The sequence below is a fragment of the Enterobacter sp. 301B genome (genome assembly GCF_003850715.1).
Lineage (GTDB): Bacteria > Pseudomonadota > Gammaproteobacteria > Enterobacterales > Enterobacteriaceae > Enterobacter > Enterobacter intestinihominis.
On sequence record NZ_PQTC01000002.1, the window covers coordinates 1 to 22,018 of the forward strand.

Sequence of the window (22,018 nt, forward strand, 5' to 3'; positions counted from 1 at the left end):
CTTTAATTGCTTACCTATACGAATAAAACAAGTTTTATTCGAGTAAGTCAAAATCAAAAACATATTTACAAAGAGTAATAAGTAACTCCTGAAGTATTTATGAATTTGTAAGCTTTGCTTACTTTCATTCATTGCTCTCCTGTGTGAATATTCTCTTTTAATATTTAATTATAGCAACACTTGAAAAGGTCTTGGTGCCAGATTTTGTTACTTTTTTTACATTTTATTAAAAAATAGCACTTTTTGTTAAAAGTCTTATATTAACCCGTTTTTCCTCATTCATAATGCTTACTTTCAGCTTCAATTGAAGTTAATTTCATATGAAAGTTATGAATTATGATTCAAAGTATACATTTAAAAAATCCATTGAATGAACTTGAAATATAATTTCATTTATAAACATCAACTTATACATCTAGAAACACAGTGTCTATACAACCCCTTGTTTTGTAATGCTTAAATGCCTTTAATATCACATCCAACCATTTAAGCTATATGTGCTAACTGTGATTTAGATCAACATTCCCAAACGTAAACTATTTATAGTTCAGCACAGTTACCACTTAATTAAATTAATGCGAGTCTTTCAAATGAAATGTATTAACAAATCAGTAATGGCTATTACTGTTTTTGGCATCCTGTTATCTAGTGTTGTTAAAGCTGCTACACCCGCTAGTGATGTAGTTCTTTCCAGTGGTCAGGATCTGGAAACAGCACATAGTAATTTGCAAGGTCAAGTTGATGGTCTATCGAATGATATTGCTGATGTGTATTTTAACAAAATCCCTGCAATCAATCAGGTAAATAGTCAACAAGATACAGCTATTAATACTGCTTCCTCTGCTGCTTCTACTGCACAAGATACGGCGGATCAGGCTAAAACATTAGCTGATAAAAACGCTTCCCATATTGCGGCTTCTGATACTGTTGTAATTGAGCAAGGTAAACGCCTTACCACTGTTGAAGGTAATCAGGCTAGTGATCACGTTGAAATCCTGCGTAATGCACAAACAGCAAATAGTGCATTAACTACTGCAACAGCTAATACTTCTGCTATTGATAACGTCAACAGTGACTTACAAGGGGCTAAACAGCTTCTTGCTGATAAAGCACAGATTGCGCAAGATACAGCTAATCAAGCCGATACAAACGCTAACACTGCTCTTATCATGGCTGGTAATAACTCTACCCGCCTTACAGCATTAGAAAACGCTCCTAAGCCGACTAACGGCGTAGATGGTAAAGATGGTGTTGATGGTAAAAACGGGATCGATGGTAAAGATGGTGCTACAGGTGCGCAAGGTTTAAAAGGTGACGCAGGCGCACAAGGTATAGCTGGGAAAGATGGTGCTCCAGGTGTTAAGGGTGAGAAAGGAGATAAAGGAGATTCCATCAAAGGTGATAAGGGCGACACTGGCGCTAAAGGTGATAAAGGGGATGCAGGTAAAGCTGGCTCTAACGGAATCACAACTACCATCACTAAGAAAGAAGTTGATACTAAAACTATCAATCTGGTTAAGTCACTCAATACCCAAACTACAGCACAAGCTAAAGATCTGAAAGCTGCTCAACAAGTGTTCGCACAAGCGCAAGCTAACACTAACTCTCAATTCAAGAGCCTGAAAGATGAAGTTGATAGCAATAAGAAAGAAGCCCGTTCAGGTGCTGCTAGCGCTGTAGCTATCGCCTCTATGCCTCAAGTAGAGAAAGAACAGGCTGTCATGTTCTCTGCTGGTGTAGGTAGCTTTAAAGACGAGCAAGCTGTTAGTGTGGGTGCATCCTTCCACGTTGGTAGCAACACCATCGTTAAAGCTGGCGTAAGCGATTCTACAAATAATGATCTTGCTATGGGCGCAGGCATCGGGATTGGCTTTTAAGAAAAACACGTAACTCGACTACATTCATAATAGAGGAAGCTTTTCAGGGCGACAGTACTTCGCTGATGGAAAGTATGATGATGGCCAATAACATGCTCAAACACATTTTTATTTCAGCTGCCCTGTATCTATTGCTTATTTCGGTCGGGGTCTGGATCGGCATTATGTACGTTTCTTATTATTTGTGTCGTTTTTAAGGTGATAAAATGAAAAAATCAATGATGCTAGTGTTAAGCGCTGCCGTACTTGCTGGGTGTATTTCGCCTGCACACGCCATTAGCGCACACTATCGTGCTCAGTTAGAGCGCTCGGGATGCACGCAAATTAGCGCTGGCGATGGATCTTGCGATATCAGCAAAACCAAAGCGGAAAACGCGGCACAACACGAACCAACGGCATCCGTTCACGATCCTCTTCGCGAAGCCTCGTTCTCGTCGGATACGGTTAACGCTACCCTTTCTAACGGCTTTTTTAGCGCTACCGTGAACGGCAAAAAAGCCAGCGTTAAACGTCTGAATGCGAATTTCTATGAGATCCATGGTAACGGTTTTGTGATATCGATAAGCCTGGATGAAAACGGTATTACGGACGCGTCATGGAATAAAACAAAGGGACGTGAACACGGCGTTTTACGCGTTACCCAAAAATAAACAGTCTAAGGAGGCTCTCCGCCTCCTTTTAGCCTGCCAGGCGCACAATTTGCCACACTCTTTCATCTGATTTTACAATGCTGACAATCCATATATAAACCACTGTTTTTATTGAGAATAAACTGCATACTTTTGCCGGAAAATGAGGTTATCCCCTCCCCTGTGCCCTGTGTCACAAAACAGTAAACAAATTAACCATTGAGCCCGGTGACAAAAGGCTCTATATTGGCGGCGTTTTTTTCAGGCCCCATCTGTTTTTTAACTTTTTATTCAATCGTTGCTCATAATGAAGCGGCGGTTGTAGGAGTGATATGATGACGGATAAAGTCCGTATTGACACCGTAGATGCCCACAAAAGCAACGAAACCTATCTGGCCCGTCAGGCCGAGTTTGAATCTAACGTCAGGAGTTATCCGCGCAAACTGCCTTTAGCGATCACGAAAGCAGAAGGCGTGTGGATCACCGATGCAGATAATAAAGAATACCTTGACTGTTTAGCAGGCGCAGGCACCCTCGCGCTTGGCCACAATCATCCTGATGTGCTGAAAAGCATCCAAAATGTCATTACCAACGGCTTGCCGTTACATACCCTGGATCTGACTACGCCGTTGAAAGACGCGTTTTCAGAATACCTCCTCTCTCTGTTGCCTGGTCAGGGCAAAGAGTACTGTCTGCAATTCACTGGCCCGTCCGGGGCTGACGCCGTTGAAGCGGCGCTGAAGCTGGCGAAAAAAGTAACCGGTCGCAGCGGTATCATCAGTTTCTCTGGTGGTTACCACGGTATGACCCACGGTGCACTGTCCGTCACCGGTAACCTGTCTCCGAAAGAAGCGGTTGACGGTATGATGCCAGAAGTCCAGTTCATGCCTTACCCACACGAGTACCGCTGCCCACTGGGTATCGGTGGTGAAGCGGGCGTGAAGGCGCTGACCTACTACTTCGATAACCTGATCAACGACGTTGAAAGCGGCGTGCGTAAACCTGCCGCGGTGATCCTGGAAGCTGTTCAGGGCGAAGGCGGCGTGAACCCGGCTCCGGCTGAGTGGTTGCAGCGCATCCGTAAAGTGACTCAGGAACACGGCATTCTGCTGATCCTCGACGAAGTTCAGGCTGGCTTTGCCCGTACCGGTAAATTCTTTGCCTTCGAACACGCAGGCATTGAGCCTGACATCATCGTGATGTCCAAAGCAGTTGGCGGCGGTCTGCCACTGGCTGTGCTCGGTATCAAGAAGCAGTTCGATGCGTGGGCGCCTGGTCACCACACCGGTACCTTCCGCGGCAACCAGCTGGCGATGGCAACCGGTCTGACGACGCTGAAGATCCTGAAAGACCAGAATATCGCGGGCAAAGTTGCCGCACAAGGCGAATGGCTGAAAGGCCAGCTGAAAGAGATGGCGAAACGCTATCCGGTTATCGGCCACGTTCGCGGTCTGGGCATGATGATCGGTATTGAAATCGTTAAGCCACATGAAGCCGCCGACCACATGGGTTGCTTCCCGGGCGATGGCGAGCTGTCTGCACTGATCCAGAAGAAGTGCTTCGAAGCAGGCCTGATTCTGGAGCGTGGCGGCCGTAACGGTATCGTTCTGCGTCTGCTGCCGTCACTGCTGATCAGCGATGACGAGCTGAAAGTCTTCCTGGATAAATTCGAGCAGGCACTGCTTGCTGCGGGCGTTCGCCCGGCGTAACCGGAGTTGTTGATTACGATGTCTGATTCAAACCCAATTTTGTTCTCCTCTGCCCAGAGCATTGAAGCTTACCAGCAGGCGATTGAACAAAGCACTCAGGCTGTGATGCAGTGGCTGAAACAGCCTGAGATGTACCAGGGCAAAACGGTCGCCGAGCTGCGCGACCGTATTAAGCTGGATTTCAACCCGAAAGGGCTGGGCAACGAAGCGGCGATTGAACGCGCCGTGGAGTTCTTCCTGAAAGACAGTTTGTCCGTTCATCACCCGCAGTGCGTGGCGCACCTGCACTGCCCAAGCCTGGTCGTAAGCCAGGCGGCGGAAGTGCTAATTAACGCCACCAACCAGAGTATGGACTCCTGGGATCAAAGCCCGTCCGCAACCATTATTGAGATCAAGCTGATCGAATGGCTGCGTACCCGCGTGGGTTATCAGGCTGGCGACGCAGGCGTCTTCACCAGCGGCGGCACCCAGAGTAACCTGATGGGCCTGATGCTGGCGCGTGATGCGTTCTTCGCGCGTCAAGGCCACTCGGTACAGCAGGACGGTCTGGTGGGCGATCTGCGCAAAATTCGCGTGCTGTGCTCTGAAAACGCCCACTTCTCCGTGCAGAAAAACATGGCGCTGATGGGCCTGGGCTACCAGTCCGTGGTGCAGGTGAAAACTGATGAATTCTCCCGCATGGATCTCACCGATCTGGCGGCGAAAATCGAACAGTGCAACGCGAACGGCGAACAGATCCTGGCGATTGTGGCCACGGCCGGCACGACGGATGCGGGTGCTATCGATCCGCTGCGTGCCATTGCCGAGCTGGCTGCGAAACAGAATATCTGGGTACACGTTGATGCGGCCTGGGGCGGCGCGCTGCTGATGTCTGAGCAGTATCGTCACTACCTGGACGGCATCGAGCTGGTGGATTCCGTGACGCTGGACTTCCACAAGCAGTTCTTCCAGACCATCAGCTGCGGTGCCTTCTTGCTGAAAGAAGCACGTCATTATGAGCTGATGCGCTATCAGGCGGCTTACCTGAACTCTGAGTTCGATGAAGAAGCGGGCGTGCCTAACCTGGTTTCCAAATCTCTGCAAACCACCCGTCGTTTCGACGCGCTGAAACTGTGGATGAGCCTGGAAGCGCTGGGTCAGGAGCAATATGCGGCAATTATCGATCACGGCGTGACGCTGGCACAGCAGGTTGCGGCTTACGTAAAAGAGCAGTCTGCTCTGGAACTGGTTATGCAACCCCAGCTGGCAAGCGTGCTGTTCCGCTTCCGTCCGCAGACCCAGATGGATGACGCCGGTATCGCCCTGCTGAACCAGAAAATTGGCGATGCGCTGCTGGAATCCGGCCGCGCAAACGTCGGGGTGACCGAGCATAACGGCGTCACCTGCCTGAAGCTGACCCTGCTGAACCCAACCGTGACGCTGGAGGACGTTAAAGTCCTGCTGTCTCTGGTTGAGCGTACCGCGCAGGAAGTGATGGCGAAGTAATGCTTTTCCCTCTCCCATCCGGGAGAGGGTTTATTATCCCGTCCTGACGCCCCTATCCTTTTTTCCTCGAAGCATAACCGTAGTCATACTGGCTGTACCCCGAGCTGTAAAACAGCGCTGCGGATTTAACAATATCGTTGAGGATTGTGCCGCTGACCTTCACGCCAACGTGCTGTAGACGTTTAACGGTATTCTCCATCTCTTTCACGCTGGTTTTATCGTAACGGGCAACCATTAGCGTTGTTCCGGCTGCTCTGGCAACCAGCGCAGCATCATTGACGGCAAGAACTGGGGGTGTATCGATGATGACAATGTCATATTGCTCGTTAACCCAGGACATGATGTCAATGAACCGTTCGCTTAACAGCATTTCTAACGGACGCAGGGGTTCCGGGCCGCAGGTGATGACGTCAATTCCCCCTTTTTCAGCATGCTGAATGACCTCCCCAAAGTCGCGCTTCCCTTCCAGCAGGCAGGATAATCCGTGGCGGTTCTCCAGGCCAAAAATATTATGCACATAACCCTGGCGCATATCCGCATCAATAAACAGCGCCCGCTGACCGCTCTGCCCGGCAATGGCCGCCAGGTTCGTCGCCACCAGTGTTTTTCCGCAGTCCTGCGTGGGGCCAGAAATCATCACAATGCGATTCTCAGCCTCCATCATGGTGAAATGCAGACTGGTTCGCAGCCCGCGTACCGCTTCAACAAACATATCAGCAGGTCGATCGACTGGCAGGAAAGGTACATCCGAGGTTTTGTGTGTCCAGCGACGAGAAAACGGATTTTTTCTGCGCAAATGCGTTTTACTCCACAGCCACTGTGAACGTGGTAACGTCGCCAGAACCAGCATCCCCTGCGCTTCCAGCTGTTCGGAAAGCGTGATCCCACGTTTGAACGCCTGACGTACCAGTACGGTCCCCATTGAAAGGATGAGCCCGAACAGCACGCCAAGCGCAATGATTAGCGCTTTTCGCGGTTTTATCGGATCCGGGAGTGTAACCGCCTCATCAATGATCCTCACGTTCCCGACAGCGCTGGAGCGGGAAATATTCAGCTCCTGCTGACGCGTCAATAGCTGTAAATAAATCGTGCGGCCCGACTCAACATCGCGGCTCAGGCGTAAAATCTCCTGCTGCGTGGAGGGCATCGAGGACACACGGTTATTAAGACGATCCCGTTCCCGCACAAGGGTTTGTCTTTTTTCATGCAATGCACGGTAGGTAGGGTGACTCTTTTTAAAGAGCTGGGAAATTTCTGCCTCCCGGAACGTCAGCTCATTTAGCTGATTCTCAACGTTCACAACCTGATCCAGGACGGATTTTGCCTCTAAAGACAGATCCACAGAGTCGCGCTGCGCCCGGTAGGCATTCAGCCGCGCTTCAGCCTGATCCAGGTCCGCTCTGATTTTCGGTAACTGCTCCTGTAAAAAATCCAGACTACGCGAATCCTGAGCCTCCTGGCGCGCGATATTTTGCTGAAGATAATTTTCAGCAATCGCATTCAGCACCCGGGCGATTTTGTCAGGATCTTCACCCGTCAGGGTTAAGGTCACAATACCGCTCTGTTTCTCCGATTCCACGACCGTCAGACGCTTCTTCAGCGTGTTGATCGTCTCCAGGCGCGTCAACGACTTAAGCGAAAACTGTGTGCCTGGCGTCGCCTCAATCGAGGTCACCCGCAGCACGATCCCTTGCGTAACCAGCGTTTTACCCACCTGGCCGTCTGCCTCAATGTTTTCGCCCGTCAGGTGATACCTTCCCGCTTCCTGTACGGTCAGCGTGAGTTCTTGCGCTTTGCCCTCCACCTGCGGGATCTGGAGTTCGCCTAACGTTATGTTGCCCTGCCCACGCCCTTGCAGACGCTGCCAGAGACGCCCCACCACAGGCAAAACGCGCTGCTTTGCCTGATACGTCAGATCTAATTTGTCGACGGTCTCGCCGAGGATCATGCGAGATTTCAACAGTAAAATTTCAGGGGCAACATCCGGCGAAATATCGGTGCCCAGCTGGCTCAAGCCTTTGAGCAGGCCGTTATCCTGTTTGCTTTCTATTTGCACCATAGCATCCGCCTGATAAACAGGTGGCGTAACCCAGGCATAGAGGCCCGCGCATAAAGTGAAAAGGAAAGTCACGCACAATATCATCGTGCGGTGGTCGATCATTTCGCCGAGCAAACGAACGAGATCGATTTCATTTTGTTCGGGTGCCCCTGCACCATAATTGTCTGTTGTGTAAGACGACATTAATGCTTTATTCCTTTCTGTCCTAAACGACGTGCCCATTCCTGGCTGGCTTTACCCAATAGCCCGAACACATATTCAAACGCTTCACGGCTTTTACGATAGGGGTCTGGGATATCCTGCGGCTCCAGCCACTGCCCAAAAAGCAGCGACTTCCCCCTGTTTTCCGGTGCCATGGCTGCAATGAAGCGAAGATGTTCCGGCTCCATAACCAGGATGAGATCGGATCCCTGCATCAGCCTGCGTGTCAGCCTGCGCGCCACATGACCGTCGAGGGAGATCCCATGCCGCCAGGCCACGTCCTGGGCGCACTCATCCGCCGGATACCCCTCAAGGCCGAGTATTCCCGCCGAGGTGATGTGTCTGTCGGGCAAGTGCTGGCGCAAAAGCCGTTCTCCAATCGGAGAACGGCAGACATTTCCGGTACATACCACGAGTATTGATTCGAACATTATTGCGGCCACGATCTGATATAACGAACCGTTTCGGTGAGGTCATGCACCCCGCTGATTGTCGGAACAAGCTGTGTTATTACGCGATTCCAGCGGGAGAGTGGAGCAGTGGTGACATAGACAATGTCGTAAGGCTCAAGCTGAAACTCGGTGCCCAGCACCATGGCCGAAGCGTCTTTTGCATTCAGTTGATAGATATTCGCAATTTTCCCGGACTCGCGTACCGAGCGGATAACAAAAATACCCGTCGCATCAGCCATATTCTGGTCCAGGCCACCGGCATTGCCGAGCGCTTCGGCCAACGTCATGCCGCTGCGATCCATCTTCAGCGTGCTCTGTTTAACAACTTCGCCCATCACGAATACTTTCAGCGCATCGTTGCGGGGAATAAACAAGATGTCGCCAGGGTTGAGCAGCTTATTCTGGGTTAAATCGCCATGCTGCATCAGGGCATAAAGGGAAATTCGGGAATCCTGACCGTTGTGAGTCAGCACCACGTTCCGCCAGTCCGCATCAGCAGTAAGCCCACCTGCGGCATTAACGGCATCCATAACCGTCAGCGGAATGTTGGTGATGGCCTGCTGGCCAGATTTCGCCACTTCTCCCGTAACGTAGGCTTTTTGCGAACGGAAAGCGGCAACGCTGACGTCGACCTGGGGGCTTTCAATGACGTTATCCAGCCGCGCAGTGATCTCCTCGCGCACTCTGGAAACCGTTTTTCCCGCCACGTGCAGTTTACCCACGTAAGGATAAAAGAGCGTGCCATCGGCATTGACCCAGTTTCCCGTATCGCTTGCGCTACGATACTGTCCCGCGGGCGTAGTCAGCTCCGGGTGATCCCAGACGGTGACCGTCAGGATGTCACCGATTCCAATACGGTATTCCCAGTTTTTGACCTGCTCATCAAGATTAGGATTTGCCTGAGATTTAGCTGCTGCGGGACGTAGTTTCTCAATTAATCCGGGCGTAAGTGGATAAATTTCGATTTGTTTATCTAAACTATTATTGAGATCAGCCGGCGCAATTATTTTTTTGCCTGCGGAACTTAACGTTTGGCCGGGAGAAATTACGCACCCCGCCAACTGACTTATTGCTAAGAATATTACAGATAATGCTGTTGTGTTTTTCATTTATATATACTTATCATCCCTGCTCGTAGCGAACGCCCGACGGGGCGCAGCCCTGCGCTAACCCACGCTTGAAATAAGTTTCTTTTCAAGGGAATACTAAAACGTAATCTAAAAGTGAAGACACGAATTGCCCGATCTGTGACGGGCAATTAATTAAAATATAATCTTCCTGAAAATCTTAAAGCCTGTGGCAAAAAAAAGCACGATCTACAGTTTATAAAATTACGGCAACAATGTATTTTCAGAATTAATTCAGCAAAACGATAGTTACAATGAATTATTCCCGTCAGCACGCATTCATATCAAAAATACTCACAACCGCTGGCACTACACAAAACCGTTCACTTTTGTTACATTTTTTTTCAAACACACCCTGTTTTGATACTTAAAATGGGCTGTCTGCCGCACTGTCCCCCGCAGACAAGCGTATCCGTAACGATATCACTGGAGAAAAAATGGCTAAGCGTAAATTGGTGCTTCTGGGTGTATTACTGTCTCTGGCGGGCTCCGCATTCGCAGCCCCGCAAACGGCCGCCGCGCCTTCCGGCATTAAGGCTTATGAAGAACAGGAGTTCATCGCCGACTTCACCAAATTTAAGATTGGCGATACCGCGCCCGCGCAGTATCAGACGCCAGAGTACACCATCAAACAGTACCAGCTACGTAACCTTCCCGCGCCCGATGCCGGTACGCACTGGACCTACATGGGTGAAAATTATGTTCTGATTGGCGATGCTGATGGCAAAATCTACAAAGCCTATAACGGAGATATTTTCTATCACCGCTGATACGATGATCCGGCCCTGGCAGGAGGACGACCGGCCATTTCTGCGCACGCTGTACCTGCATGCACGACGCGTGGCCTGGCCATGGCTGGACAATTCTGAATGGCAGCTTGAGGATTTTGACGCCGCAACGCGTGACGAGCAGATCTGGGTTGCGATTCACGACGGTCACCGGGTAGGTTTTGCCTCCGTCTGGGAAAATGATAACTTTTTGCACAATCTGTTTGTCGACCCGCTGTATCAGCGTCTGGGAGTTGGCCGTTTGTTACTGGAACAAGTACAGAGGACGTTTACCAGTACAGGCGCGCTGAAGTGTCTGGTGAAGAATGAGCGGGCGGTTGCGTTTTACCAGCGCCACGGCTGGCACATTGAGGCGACGGGGGATTCTCCGGAAGGAGAGTATTATTTGATGCACTATCGGCTTGGGTAAAGTCAGGTGGCGCTACGCTTACCTGACCTACAAAATCGAGGTAGGCCGGGTAAGGCGAAGCCGCCACCCGGCACTGACGCGCAGAGGCGTTACACCGCGCGGAAGGCGATCTCGCTCGGGATCACTTCCCCCTGCCAGTACAGTTGCGCCGCAACGCGCCCCGCCAGCTGACGATAGATTTCCGTGAATTCGCTATCAGGACGGCTGACCACCGTCGGCTTACCGCTATCCAGATCTTCACGCAGTGTGATATGCAACGGCAGTTGCCCCAGCAGCTGGGTGTGATATTGCGCCGCCAGCTTCTCCGCACCGCCGGTACCGAAGATCGGCTCATGGTGTCCACAGTTGCTGCAAATGTGCATGCTCATGTTTTCGACGATGCCGAGTACCGGCACCTCCACCTTCTCGAACATCACGATGCCTTTTTTGGCGTCGATCAGCGCGATATCCTGCGGCGTGGTGACCACGACGGCGCCGGTGACCGGAATGTTCTGCGCCAGCGTCAGCTGGATATCACCGGTGCCCGGCGGCATGTCCAGCACCAGATAATCGAGGTCAGGCCACATTGTCTCCTGCAACATTTGCAGCAACGCTTTGCTGGCCATCGGGCCGCGCCAGACCATTGCGTTATCGTCCGTGACCAGGTAACCAATGGAGTTGGTCGCCAGACCGTGCGCCACGATCGGCGCCATGTGGGTACCGTCCGGCGAAGTTGGACGCTGGTTTTCAGCCCCCAGCATGTTCGGAATGGACGGGCCATAAATATCCGCATCCAGAATGCCGACTTTCGCCCCTTCTGCCGCCAGAGCAAGCGCCAGGTTCACGGCGGTCGACGATTTACCCACCCCACCCTTGCCAGAACTGACGGCGATGATGTTCTTCACGCCGTTAACGCCCGGCTGATTTTTCACGCGCTTGAGCGTGGCGATGCTGTGGCTTAGCTTCCAGTCAATTGCTTTTGCGCCAGTAATGCGCAGCAGCTCAGAACTGGTTTGCTCTTTCAGGGCATCAAAGGCGCTGGTCCAGACGAACGGCATCTGCAGCTCAATGTGCAGCGTATCGTCCAGCCATGCGACATGATGAAGCGCTTTCAGCGTCGTGAGATTGTGCTTCAGGGTTGGATGCTGAAAATTAGCCAGCGTCCCGGCGACCATTGCTCGTAAGGCTTCCGGTGATTTGGCCTGGGATTGAGAACTCATCCCGACTCCTTTGTTCTTGTGAATAAGACCTTAGATGAACAAGTTTACCTGAAAGGCCGTGGTTTGTGCTTACTTAATAATGCCCCTTTTGGTAATATCGAAAACCCTTTTCACAGTTAAAAGAAGTAATGCCTACTATGACTCAAGTCGCGAAAAAAATTCTGGTAACGTGCGCCCTGCCGTACGCCAACGGCTCAATCCACCTCGGCCACATGCTGGAGCATATCCAGGCTGATGTCTGGGTCCGTTACCAGCGAATGCGCGGCCACGAGGTTAATTTCATCTGTGCGGACGATGCCCACGGCACCCCAATCATGCTGAAAGCGCAGCAGCTGGGAATTTCCCCGGAACAGATGATCGCCGAAATGAGTCAGGAGCATCAGACCGATTTTGCTGGCTTTGACATCAGCTATGACAACTATCACTCCACGCACAGCGACGAGAACCGCGAGCTGTCAGAGCTGATCTACACCCGTCTGAAAGAGAACGGTTTCATTAAAAACCGCACCATCTCTCAGCTGTACGATCCGGAAAAAGGCATGTTCCTGCCGGACCGTTTCGTCAAAGGCACCTGTCCGAAATGTAAATCCCCGGACCAGTACGGCGATAACTGCGAAGTGTGTGGCGCGACCTACAGCCCGACCGAGCTTATCGAGCCGAAATCCGTGGTTTCCGGCGCCACGCCGGTGATGCGTGACTCCGAGCACTTCTTCTTCGACCTGCCGTCGTTCAGCGAAATGCTGCAGGCGTGGACCCGCAGTGGCGCGCTGCAGGAGCAGGTGGCGAACAAGATGCAGGAGTGGTTTGAATCCGGTCTGCAGCAGTGGGATATCTCCCGCGATGCGCCATACTTCGGCTTCGAAATCCCGAACGCGCCGGGCAAATATTTCTACGTCTGGCTGGATGCGCCAATCGGCTACATGGGCTCCTTCAAGAACCTGTGTGACAAGCGCGGCGATACCCTAAGCTTCGACGAGTACTGGAAGAAAGATTCCACCGCCGAGCTGTACCACTTCATCGGCAAAGACATCGTTTACTTCCACAGCCTGTTCTGGCCAGCGATGCTGGAAGGCAGCAATTTCCGCAAGCCGACTAACCTGTTCGTACACGGCTACGTAACGGTCAACGGTGCGAAGATGTCCAAATCTCGCGGGACGTTTATTAAGGCCAGCACCTGGCTGAACCACTTCGATGCGGATAGCCTGCGCTACTACTACACCGCGAAGCTCTCTTCCCGCATCGACGATATCGACCTGAATCTGGAAGATTTCGTGCAGCGCGTGAACGCGGACATCGTCAACAAGGTGGTGAACCTGGCGTCCCGTAACGCAGGTTTTATCGCTAAACGCTTTGACGGCGTGCTCTCTGCCGAACTGGCCGATCCTGAGCTGTATAAAACCTTCACCGACGCCGCCGCTGCGGTTGGCGAAGCCTGGGAAAGCCGTGAATTTGGTAAAGCCATTCGCGAAATCATGGCGCTGGCAGACGTGGCCAACCGATATGTCGACGAGCAGGCACCATGGGTGGTGGCGAAACAGGAAGGCCGCGACGCCGACTTGCAGGCGATCTGCACCATGGGTCTGAACATGTTCCGCGTGCTGATGACCTGGCTTAAGCCGGTTCTGCCGCAGCTGGCAGCCCGCGCGGAAGCATTCCTGAACACCGAACTGACCTGGGATGCCATCCAGCAGCCGCTGCTCGACCACAAGGTGAACACCTTCAAGGCACTGTATAACCGCATCGAGATGAAACAGGTTGACGCGCTGGTGGAAGCATCAAAAGAAGAGGTGAAAGCGGCTGCCGCGCCGGTGACCGGCCCGCTGGCGGACGATCCGATTCAGGAGACCATCACCTTTGATGATTTCGCCAAAGTCGACCTGCGCGTGGCGCTGATCGAAAACGCGGAATTCGTTGAAGGTTCTGACAAACTGCTGCGTCTGACGCTGGATCTGGGCGGCGAGAAACGTAACGTCTTCTCCGGCATTCGTTCCGCGTACCCTGATCCGCAGGTGCTGATCGGTCGTCAGACCGTGATGGTGGCAAACCTGGCGCCGCGTAAAATGCGCTTCGGCATCTCTGAAGGGATGGTGATGGCCGCAGGCCCGGGCGGAAAAGACATCTTCCTGTTAAGCCCTGACGAAGGCGCGAAGCCGGGTCAGCAGGTGAAGTAATAAAAAAGCCGGATGAGAATCCGGCTTTTTTTTGCCCGGCGGCGCTACGCTTGCACGGGCCAACGAGTTTTTAGGCCGGGTATGGCGAGGCCGCCACCCGGCTAAAAATCACCCCTTCTGGTTATGCACCCGCTGCGTCAACCCACGCAGGAAATAACGCAGAAACTGATCCCCACACTCGCGGTAATTTTTATGATCCGGCGCGCGCATCATGGCGGTGATTTCCGGCATCGACACGCGAAATTTCTGCTCGGTCATGATCGCCAGAATGTCGTCAGTTTTCAGGGAGAACGCAATACGCAGCTTTTTCAGCACCGTGTTGTTATTCACCCGACGCTCCAGCGCCAGCTCAGGCGCAGATTCATCTTTGCCGCGCTTGTCGTAGATCAGGCCGTTCAGGAAGCCCGACAGAATGATGTCCGGGCAGCGAACAAAACCCTCTTCATCTTCTTTAGTCATCCAGGTGTCGAACCCGGCGGACGTGGATTCCATGTCGGAGAGCGCAAGAATGCGCACCATGTCATTATTGTTCGCTTTCAGGGTGTAGCGCAGGCTACGAAGAATATCGTTACTTAGCATAGAGCCTTCGAATGTCGATGATGCAATGGCGCGCAGTGTACCAGTTTTACAGCCCTATCGCCTCTTTCAAACTTTTCAGATAGCGACGACTGACGGGCACGGTTTGCCCTGCACGTAGCACCAGTTCGGCCTGGCCGTTATCTTCCAGGCGGATCTCCTTCAGGTGCGCCATGTTCACCAGATACTGTCGATGACAGCGGATCAGCGGCGTGCGGCTCTCCAGCGTGCGTAACGTAAGCTCGGTAAAGCCTTCGTTGCCTTCAGCGCTGGTGACGTATACCCCGCTCAGACGACTGCTGACAAAGGCAACGTCGTCCATTTGCAGGAGGTAAATCCGGCTGTGCCCGGTACAGGGGATAAACTTCAGGGGCTGCTGATGCTCCGGCAGCAGCGTCACGTCCTGCGCGGTACGCTCCTGGCGCAGACGGGTCAGGGTCTTTTCAAGGCGTTTCTCTTCAATCGGTTTCAGCAGATAATCAAACGCGTGCTCTTCAAACGCCTTTACCGCGTACTCATCAAAGGCCGTCAGAAAGACGATATAGGGGCGGTGCTCCGGGTCGAGCATGCCGACCATCTCCAGACCGCTGATGCGCGGCATCTGAATATCGAGGAACAGCACGTCCGGGCGCAGTTTATGCACAGCACCGATGCCTTCAATGGCATTGGCGCATTCCCCCACGACCTCAATATCACTCTGCTCCTGCAACAGGACACGCAGGTTTTCCCGTGCTAACGGCTCATCATCAACAATCAGCACTCTTAACATGCGTTCTCCTCCAGCGGCAATCGTAAGGTAATTCGGGTATAGCGGTCTGGCTCACAGGCGACGGTGATACCGCAGTCATCACCAAAATGTGCGCGCAGGCGCTTATCCACCAGGCTCATGCCCAGACCGCCTGACGCGGAGGCTTCATACAGCCCCGCGTTATCTTCAATATCCAGCACCAGATGGTGGTTAAAACGGGAAGCGGAAATCATGATTTCTCCGGTTCCCAGCAGCTGCGACGTCCCATGCTTAATGGCGTTCTCCACAATCGGTTGCAGGGTAAAGGCCGGAAGATGCTGATACGCCAGCTCATCCGGGACGGATAACGACACCTGTAATCGTGACTGGAAGCGCGCTTTTTCAATTTGCAGATAGGCGTTTACATGCTCAATCTCGTCCGCGAGGGTGACGATCTCCGAGGGACGCTTCAGGTTTTTGCGGAAAAATGTCGACAGAAATTGCACCAGCTGCGCGGCCTGATCGCTGTCGCGGCGGATCACCGCCTTCAGCGTGTTGAGCGCGTTAAACAGGAAATGCGGATTCACCTGAGCGTGCAGGAGCTTAATTTCTGACTGCGTCAGCAGCGCTTTTTGCCGTTCATACTGCCCCGCCAGGATTTGCGCCGAAAGCAGCTGGGCGATACCCTCCCCCAGCGTGCGGTTGATGGAGCTGAACAGGCGATTTTTGGCTTCGTAAAGCTTAATGGTGCCCATGACGCGCTGGTTTTCGCCCCGCAGGGGAATAACCAGCGTAGAGCCAAGTTTGCACTGCGGATGCAGGGAACAGCGGTACGGCACTTCATTCCCGTCGGCATACACCACTTCACCCGTTTCAATAGCGCGCAAAGTGTAGGCCGAGGAGATCGGCTTACCAGGAAGATGGTGGTCGTCCCCGGTACCGGTAAACGCCAGCAACTTTTCGCGATCGGTAATCGCCACGGCCCCGATATCCAGCTCTTTATACAGCACCTGCGCCACCTTCATGCTGTTCTCCTCGTTGAATCCCTGCCGCAGGATCCCTTCCGTCGACGCCGCAACTTTTAATGCGGTGGCAGAAAATGCCGAGGTGTATTTTTCGAACATGGCGCGTTTGTCGAGCAGAATGCGCATAAACAGCGCCGCACCTACGGTATTGGTGACCATCATCGGTGCGGCAATGCTGCTGACCAGATGTAACGCATCGTCAAACGGGCGCGCGATCAGCAGGATGATCGCCATCTGCGCCATTTCCGCCACGAAGGTGATCGCCCCGGCGGTAAGGGGACTGAACACTTTATCCGGCCGTCCGCGCTTAATCATATAGCTGTGGACGAGACCACCGAGCAGCCCTTCGACAATGGTGGAGATCATGCAGCTTAGTGCCGTCATACCGCCCATCGAATAGCGGTGCAGGCCGCCGGTTAATCCCACCAGACCGCCCACGACCGGGCCTCCGAGCAGCCCGCCCATTACCGCGCCAATGGCGCGCGTATTGGCGATGGAATCTTCAATATGGAGACCAAACCAGGTCCCCATAATGCAGAATATGGAAAATACGACGTAGCAGAGGAATTTGTGCGGCAGACGGACGGTGACCTGCATCAGCGGAATGAACAGGCGCGTTTTGCTCATCAACCAGGCGATGACAAGAAACACGCACATCTGCTGAAGCAACAGCAGCACCAGATTAAACTCGTACATACTCACAAACCGCACATTCTAAAAACGCGTAACATACACTGATGGCGGTTAACTTTCTTTGAAACGTGCCAAAAAAGCGATAAATCGTGTCCGTCATCACACCTTTTGCCGGAGATAACCTGTCTTTCGTATAATTTGTACAAAAAAGAATCAAATCTTCCTGGTTCCGCAAAGTGGGTCTACAGTTAAGCTGGGGACGCGCAAGCCTGGGGGCGAAAATGGCGCTTTACACGATAGGTGAGGTGGCACTCCTGTGTGATATCAATCCCGTTACGCTACGGGCGTGGCAGCGACGGTATGGATTGCTTAAGCCGCAAAGAACGGACGGCGGGCACCGCCTGTTTAACGATGCGGATATTGACCGGATCCGCGAGATCAAAAGCTGGATCGACAATGGCGTACAGGTAGGCAAGGTGAAGTCGCTTCTGAGCCAGGACGATCCTGATACGCAGCATCTCTGGCGCGAGCAGCAGGAAACGCTGCTGAGGCTGTTGCAGACCGGCAATTTACAGCGTCTGCGCGGCTGGATCAAAGAACAGGGTCGAGACTACCCCGCGCAAACCCTGATCACCCATCTTTTTATTCCCCTACGGCGTCGGCTTCAGTGTCAGCAAACCACCTTACAGGCACTGCTCAGTATGCTTGATGGCGTGCTGATTAACTATATTTCCGTCTGTCTTGCCTCAGCGCGGAATAAAAACAGCAAAGATGCGCTGGTGATCGGCTGGAACGTCCACGATACCACCCGGCTGTGGCTCGAAGCCTGGATTGCCACCCAGCAGGGCTGGCGCGTTGACGTGCTTGCACACTCCCTGGCACAGCTCAGGCCGGAACTGTTTGAGGGGCAGACGCTGCTGGTCTGGTGTGGCGAAGTCCCCTCCGCTTCCCAGCAGCAGCTCCTGACGGAATGGCGCGAACATGGTTATCCCGTTTACTCGCTGGGGCCAAATGCGTTGTAACGCATTTAATGGTTCATTAACAGCTGCGCTTCACCGTATAATTGTTCCGTTAACAACAGGAGCACATGATGAAGGCAACGAAACTGGCCGTAATTACCCTTTTTGCACTGATGGCCGTCAGCGGTATCGGTGGCGTTATGCTTGCAGGTTACTCGTTTATTGTTCGCGGCGGTGTTGGCTGAGGTATCCGGCCAGGCGTTCAAACAGGCGATCCACCACAATCGCCGCCAGCGCAACCAGAACCGCCCCCTGAATAATATAAGCCGTGTTAAACCCGCTTAACCCAATAATGATTGGCGTCCCCAGCGTATTGACCCCGACCGTCGACGCGATGGTTGCCGTACCAATGTTGATGATCACGGACGTCCGCACACCGGCAATAATCACCGGTGCGGCCAGCGGCAGTTCAACCTTCAGTAGCCGCTGCCAGGCGCTCATTCCCATCCCTTCCGCTACGCTCAGCACCGATGCAGGCACCGCCGCAATGCCCGCCAGCGTCCCTTGCAGAATGGGCAACACGCCGTACAAGATCAGCGCAATGATGGCAGGCTCCTGCCCAAAACCGATCGCCGGCACGGCAATCGCCAGCACGGCCACCGGCGGAAAGGTCTGCCCCGTTGCGGCGATGGTCTCCACCAGCGGACGGAACTCCCTGCCCGCAGGCCGCGTCACCGCAATACCGGCACCTGTGCCCAGCACGATGGCAATCACGCTTGACGCCGCTACCAGCCAGAAGTGCGCCAGGGTGAGATTAACAAAGCTCTCCTGCTGGTACACCGGGCGCGGCAGCCCGGGAATAAGCGCATCAAACAGCGCCGCGCTGTGCGGCATCAGGTAGAGTAAGGCGATAAACAGCCCTGTCAGCCAGAGTAACGGATCACGGACCCACTTCACGCGTCACCTCCCCCGCCAGCAGATCGCGAAAATGGATCGTCCCGCATGGCGTACCCTGCCCGTCCGCAACGGGTAACACCTCACACTGCTGGGCGACAAACGCCGAAAGGGCATCGCGCAGGCTCATCCCGTCATGCAGCGGTTCACCACCGATTTGCGCATCCTGCGGACGCAGATAGTCCCTGACGGTGCGCAGCGAGAGCAGCCTGACACCCAGCTCACTGCGGCCAAAGAACTCACGCACAAAATCGTTTGCCGGCGACGTTAACAGCTCAAGCGGCGTACCCTGCTGGACGACTTCGCCGTGATCCATCAGTACCAGACGATCGGCCAGCCGCAGTGCTTCGTCGATATCATGCGTCACCAGCACGATGGTGCGCCCGAGAATACGGTGGATGCGGCTCATCTCGGCCTGAAGTGCGCCGCGGGTGACCGGATCCAGCGCGCCGAAGGGCTCATCCATCAGCAGTACCTGCGGGTTAGCGGCCAGCGCGCGCGCCACCCCGACCCGCTGCTGTTGTCCGCCGGAAAGCTGGTGCGGGTAGCGGTCGCGAAGCGACGCGTCCAGGCCCAGCAACGCCATCAACTCGTCGACACGCTCATTGATCTTCCCCCGGGACCATTTTTCCAGCTGTGGCACGGTGGCAATGTTCTGCGCCACCGTCCAGTGGGGAAACAGGCCGATGGACTGAATGGCGTAGCCCATACGCCGCCGCAGCTCCAGCACCGGCAGGCTGCGGATCTCCTCTCCGGCAAAGCGAATCGTCCCGCTGTCGTGCTCCACCAGCCGATTGATCATCTTCAGCGTCGTCGATTTTCCCGACCCCGACGTCCCGATCAATACCGAGAACGCCCCCTCGGCAAAATGCAGATTGAGATGGCTTGCCGCCGGACGGCACGCAAAGGTTTTACTCACATCATGAAATTCAATCATTGGCTCTTCTCCTGAGCAGCGCGAGCCACAGGGCAAACAGGGCATCCAGAACGACCGCCAGCGCAATCGTGGGCACAACGCCCAGCAACACCAGATCCAGCGCGCTGCTGAGCAGCCCCTGGAACACCAGCGCCCCAAAGCCGCCCGCCCCGATCAGCGCGGCAATTACCGCCATCCCAACGGTTTGCACCGTCACCACCCGCAGGCTGCGAACCAGCAGCGGAAGCGCAAGCGGCAGCTGTATTTTCCAGAAACACTGGCGCGCACTCATCCCCATCGCATGGGCGCTTTCCAGCACGTCGGGCGGAACCTGGCTTAAGCCCGCCACCACGCCGCGCACCAGTGGCAGCAGCGCATACAACACAAGGGCAATCAGCGCCGGGGTCAGCCCGGTTCCGGCAATGCCTGCCGCGGCCAACGCAGGGAAGGATTTAACCAGACCGGCGAGGGGGGCAATCAGCAGGCCAAACAGGGCAACGGAGGGGATGGTCTGAATAACGTTGAGCACGGTAAAGACGGCACCCTGGCGGCTGGGATGTCGGTAGCACCACATGCCCAGCGGCACGCCCAGCAGCAGCGCCGGGACCAGCGTCCCGAACAGGATCGTCAGATGTTGCGCCAGCGCGTTGTCAAACACCTCCTGACGGTTGACGTACTCTTTTAACAGCGAGAGTTGATTCAGCTCGCCGCTGAAGAGGATCAGCAGGGGAATCACCCAGAATTGCGCGTTCAGCAGCCAGCGCCACACAGGTATCGGCGTCAGGCGGCGAATGGCATCGCTACAGGCCAGCAGGCAGAGTGCCAGCCACAGCCACAGGCCGCTGCCAATCGACGTGCGCGCCAGCGGGCTTTCAACCGAGGCCATCTGCGTTGCCGCCTGTCCTGCGCTCCAGAACAGTACGATAAACAGCGCTTCGCTGAGCAGAAGCGTCAGCCACAGCGCGGTTCGCCCCGGCCAGAAGGCTAAGACTACGGTACTCGCCAGCGCCGCGCCCAGCAGCAGCGGCGTAAATGCCCAGATCTGCCACAGCGCGCGCGGTTCGCCCGACACCAGACGGTTTGGCGCGACATTCACAAAAGGTAACGCGACCGCCACGATGGCCACACAGACCAACAGCAGCAGGACGCGGTTATGACATTTTATTGGCACAGCCTTATCCCGTTACTTCACAAGCCCTTGTTGTTTCAGGAAGTCGGCAGCCACTTTTTTGGCATCCAGCCCCTCTACGGCAATGCTGGCATTCAGCTGTTGCAGCGTTTTCGCATCCAGTTTTTCAAACACCGGTTTGAGCCAATCGTCGATATCCGGGTAGGCTTTCAGCACCGCCTCGCGCACGACCGGGGTTGGGGCGTAAATTGGCTGAACGCCTTTCGGGTCGGTCAGGGTTTGCAGACCAAGTGCCGCGACCGGGCCGTCGGTGCCGTAAGCCATCGCCGCGTTGACGCCGGAGGTTTGCTGCGCCGCCGCCTTAATGGTCACCGCCGTGTCGCCGCCCGCCAGAGAGAGCAGCTGTGCCTGATCGAGCTTGAAATCATAAGCTTTTTCAAACGCTGGCAGGGCATCAGCGCGCTCGATAAACTCTGCCGAGGCCGCGAGCTTAAACTCGCCCTTCTCTTTCAGGTAGCGGCTGAGATCGTCAAGCGAGGTGAGCTTGCCTTTCTCGGCGATATCTTTGCGCACCGCGATGGTCCAGGTGTTGTTGGCCGGTGCCGGTGTAAGCCAGACCAGCTTATTTTTTTCCGCGTCCAGCTTTTTGACTTTTTCGTACCCGGCTTTGGCATTTTTCCAGGCCGGATCGTTTTCATCCTTGAAGAAGAATGCCCCGTTGCCGGTGTATTCCGGGTAGATATCCAGCTCGCCGGAAGTGATAGCACCGCGCACGACAGGCGTGGTGCCAAGCTGCACTTTATTGACCGTTTTCACGCCGTGGCTTTCGAGCACCTGCAAAATGATATTGCCGAGCAACGCGCCCTCGGTATCAATTTTGGAACCCACCTTAACCGGCTCAGCGGCCTGTAACGGCAGGCTCAGCGCCGCCAGAAGCACCGCCGACCCTGTTATCCCCTTAATAATCGTCATTCTGCTTTCCTCATTATTTTG

Annotated in this window: 20 protein-coding genes; 9 read left to right on the forward strand and 11 right to left on the reverse strand. The window is 54.0% G+C overall.

The window, feature by feature from the left end; all coding sequences use genetic code 11:
* Nucleotides 1-590: 590 nt before the first annotated feature.
* The 4 genes from C3451_RS24480 (at nt 591) to C3451_RS02415 (ending at nt 5,700) form a co-directional block, all read left to right on the forward strand.
* A complete protein-coding gene (locus tag C3451_RS24480) occupies nt 591-1,877 on the forward strand; it encodes a YadA C-terminal domain-containing protein (protein WP_233161964.1) in 1,287 nt (428 codons plus the stop codon).
* Nucleotides 1,878-2,083: 206 nt separating this feature from the next.
* Nucleotides 2,084-2,527: a hypothetical protein gene (locus tag C3451_RS02405; protein ID WP_022648666.1), complete on the forward strand. Its 444-nt coding sequence runs from the start codon at nt 2,084-2,086 to the stop codon at nt 2,525-2,527.
* A gap of 311 nt (nt 2,528-2,838) precedes the next feature.
* Nucleotides 2,839-4,215, forward strand: coding sequence for a diaminobutyrate--2-oxoglutarate transaminase (locus tag C3451_RS02410; protein ID WP_063139296.1), 1,377 nt, complete (start codon nt 2,839-2,841; stop codon nt 4,213-4,215).
* Between the two features lie 18 nt (nt 4,216-4,233).
* The gene (locus tag C3451_RS02415) at nt 4,234-5,700 is read left to right on the forward strand and encodes an aspartate aminotransferase family protein (protein ID WP_038416407.1); all 1,467 of its coding nucleotides are present in this window, start codon (nt 4,234-4,236) and stop codon (nt 5,698-5,700) included.
* Between the two features lie 52 nt (nt 5,701-5,752).
* On the opposite strand, the gene C3451_RS02420 is transcribed toward C3451_RS02415, so the two are convergent.
* From C3451_RS02420 to C3451_RS02430, 3 genes are read right to left on the reverse strand one after another with little or no spacing between them, the layout of a single operon-like run.
* Complete coding sequence (locus C3451_RS02420) at nt 5,753-7,942, reverse strand: polysaccharide biosynthesis tyrosine autokinase (RefSeq protein ID WP_045620882.1); 2,190 nt, start codon at nt 7,940-7,942, stop codon at nt 5,753-5,755.
* Nucleotides 7,942-8,391, reverse strand: coding sequence for a phosphotyrosine protein phosphatase (locus C3451_RS02425; RefSeq protein WP_022648670.1), 450 nt, complete (start codon nt 8,389-8,391; stop codon nt 7,942-7,944). Before C3451_RS02425 ends, C3451_RS02420 begins: the two co-directional genes overlap by 1 nt.
* Nucleotides 8,391-9,521, reverse strand: coding sequence for a polysaccharide export protein (locus C3451_RS02430; protein ID WP_022648671.1), 1,131 nt, complete (start codon nt 9,519-9,521; stop codon nt 8,391-8,393). Before C3451_RS02430 ends, C3451_RS02425 begins: the two co-directional genes overlap by 1 nt.
* A gap of 455 nt (nt 9,522-9,976) precedes the next feature.
* On the opposite strand from C3451_RS02430, the gene C3451_RS02435 reads away from it, so the two are divergent.
* Nucleotides 9,977-10,309 (forward strand): RcnB family protein, encoded by a 333-nt coding sequence (locus tag C3451_RS02435; RefSeq protein WP_022648672.1) that lies wholly within the window; start codon nt 9,977-9,979, stop codon nt 10,307-10,309.
* The gene (locus tag C3451_RS02440) at nt 10,260-10,736 is read left to right on the forward strand and encodes a GNAT family N-acetyltransferase (RefSeq protein WP_045620917.1); all 477 of its coding nucleotides are present in this window, start codon (nt 10,260-10,262) and stop codon (nt 10,734-10,736) included. The genes C3451_RS02435 and C3451_RS02440 overlap by 50 nt, the downstream gene beginning before the upstream one ends.
* Nucleotides 10,737-10,825: 89 nt before the next feature.
* On the opposite strand, the gene apbC is transcribed toward C3451_RS02440, so the two are convergent.
* Nucleotides 10,826-11,935: an iron-sulfur cluster carrier protein ApbC gene (gene apbC, locus C3451_RS02445; protein WP_022648674.1), complete on the reverse strand. Its 1,110-nt coding sequence runs from the start codon at nt 11,933-11,935 to the stop codon at nt 10,826-10,828.
* Between the two features lie 137 nt (nt 11,936-12,072).
* Between apbC and metG the strand changes: the two genes are divergently transcribed.
* On the forward strand, nt 12,073-14,106 hold the full coding sequence (gene metG / locus C3451_RS02450; protein WP_045620883.1) for a methionine--tRNA ligase: 2,034 nt from the start codon (nt 12,073-12,075) through the stop codon (nt 14,104-14,106).
* A 108-nt stretch (nt 14,107-14,214) separates the two neighbouring features.
* On the opposite strand, the gene C3451_RS02455 is transcribed toward metG, so the two are convergent.
* From C3451_RS02455 to C3451_RS02465, 3 genes are read right to left on the reverse strand one after another with little or no spacing between them, the layout of a single operon-like run.
* Complete coding sequence (locus C3451_RS02455; RefSeq protein ID WP_015572337.1) at nt 14,215-14,685, reverse strand: DUF1456 family protein; 471 nt, start codon at nt 14,683-14,685, stop codon at nt 14,215-14,217.
* A 46-nt stretch (nt 14,686-14,731) separates the two neighbouring features.
* The gene (btsR, locus tag C3451_RS02460) at nt 14,732-15,451 is read right to left on the reverse strand and encodes a two-component system response regulator BtsR (RefSeq protein ID WP_022648676.1); all 720 of its coding nucleotides are present in this window, start codon (nt 15,449-15,451) and stop codon (nt 14,732-14,734) included.
* Entirely contained in the window at nt 15,445-17,130 is a 1,686-nt protein-coding gene (locus C3451_RS02465) for a sensor histidine kinase (RefSeq protein WP_003859271.1), read from the reverse strand. The genes btsR and C3451_RS02465 overlap by 7 nt, the downstream gene beginning before the upstream one ends.
* Before the next feature lie 218 nt (nt 17,131-17,348).
* On the opposite strand from C3451_RS02465, the gene mlrA reads away from it, so the two are divergent.
* Nucleotides 17,349-18,089: an HTH-type transcriptional regulator MlrA gene (gene mlrA / locus C3451_RS02470; protein WP_022648677.1), complete on the forward strand. Its 741-nt coding sequence runs from the start codon at nt 17,349-17,351 to the stop codon at nt 18,087-18,089.
* Nucleotides 18,090-18,157: 68 nt separating this feature from the next.
* A complete protein-coding gene (locus C3451_RS02475) occupies nt 18,158-18,271 on the forward strand; it encodes a protein YohO (protein ID WP_022648678.1) in 114 nt (37 codons plus the stop codon).
* On the opposite strand, the gene C3451_RS02480 is transcribed toward C3451_RS02475, so the two are convergent.
* From C3451_RS02480 to C3451_RS02495, 4 genes are read right to left on the reverse strand one after another with little or no spacing between them, the layout of a single operon-like run.
* Entirely contained in the window at nt 18,246-18,983 is a 738-nt protein-coding gene (locus C3451_RS02480; protein ID WP_045620884.1) for an ABC transporter permease, read from the reverse strand. The two genes, C3451_RS02475 and C3451_RS02480, sit on opposite strands and share 26 nt — an antisense overlap.
* Complete coding sequence (locus tag C3451_RS02485) at nt 18,967-19,917, reverse strand: ABC transporter ATP-binding protein (RefSeq protein WP_045620885.1); 951 nt, start codon at nt 19,915-19,917, stop codon at nt 18,967-18,969. Before C3451_RS02485 ends, C3451_RS02480 begins: the two co-directional genes overlap by 17 nt.
* Nucleotides 19,910-21,067, reverse strand: a complete 1,158-nt coding sequence (locus C3451_RS02490) for an ABC transporter permease (RefSeq protein ID WP_045620886.1) — start codon at nt 21,065-21,067, stop codon at nt 19,910-19,912. Before C3451_RS02490 ends, C3451_RS02485 begins: the two co-directional genes overlap by 8 nt.
* A gap of 12 nt (nt 21,068-21,079) precedes the next feature.
* Nucleotides 21,080-21,997 carry an ABC transporter substrate-binding protein gene (locus C3451_RS02495; RefSeq protein ID WP_045620887.1) on the reverse strand — a complete coding sequence of 306 codons (918 nt, stop codon included), beginning with the start codon at nt 21,995-21,997 and terminating at the stop codon, nt 21,080-21,082.
* Nucleotides 21,998-22,018: the final 21 nt, after the last annotated feature.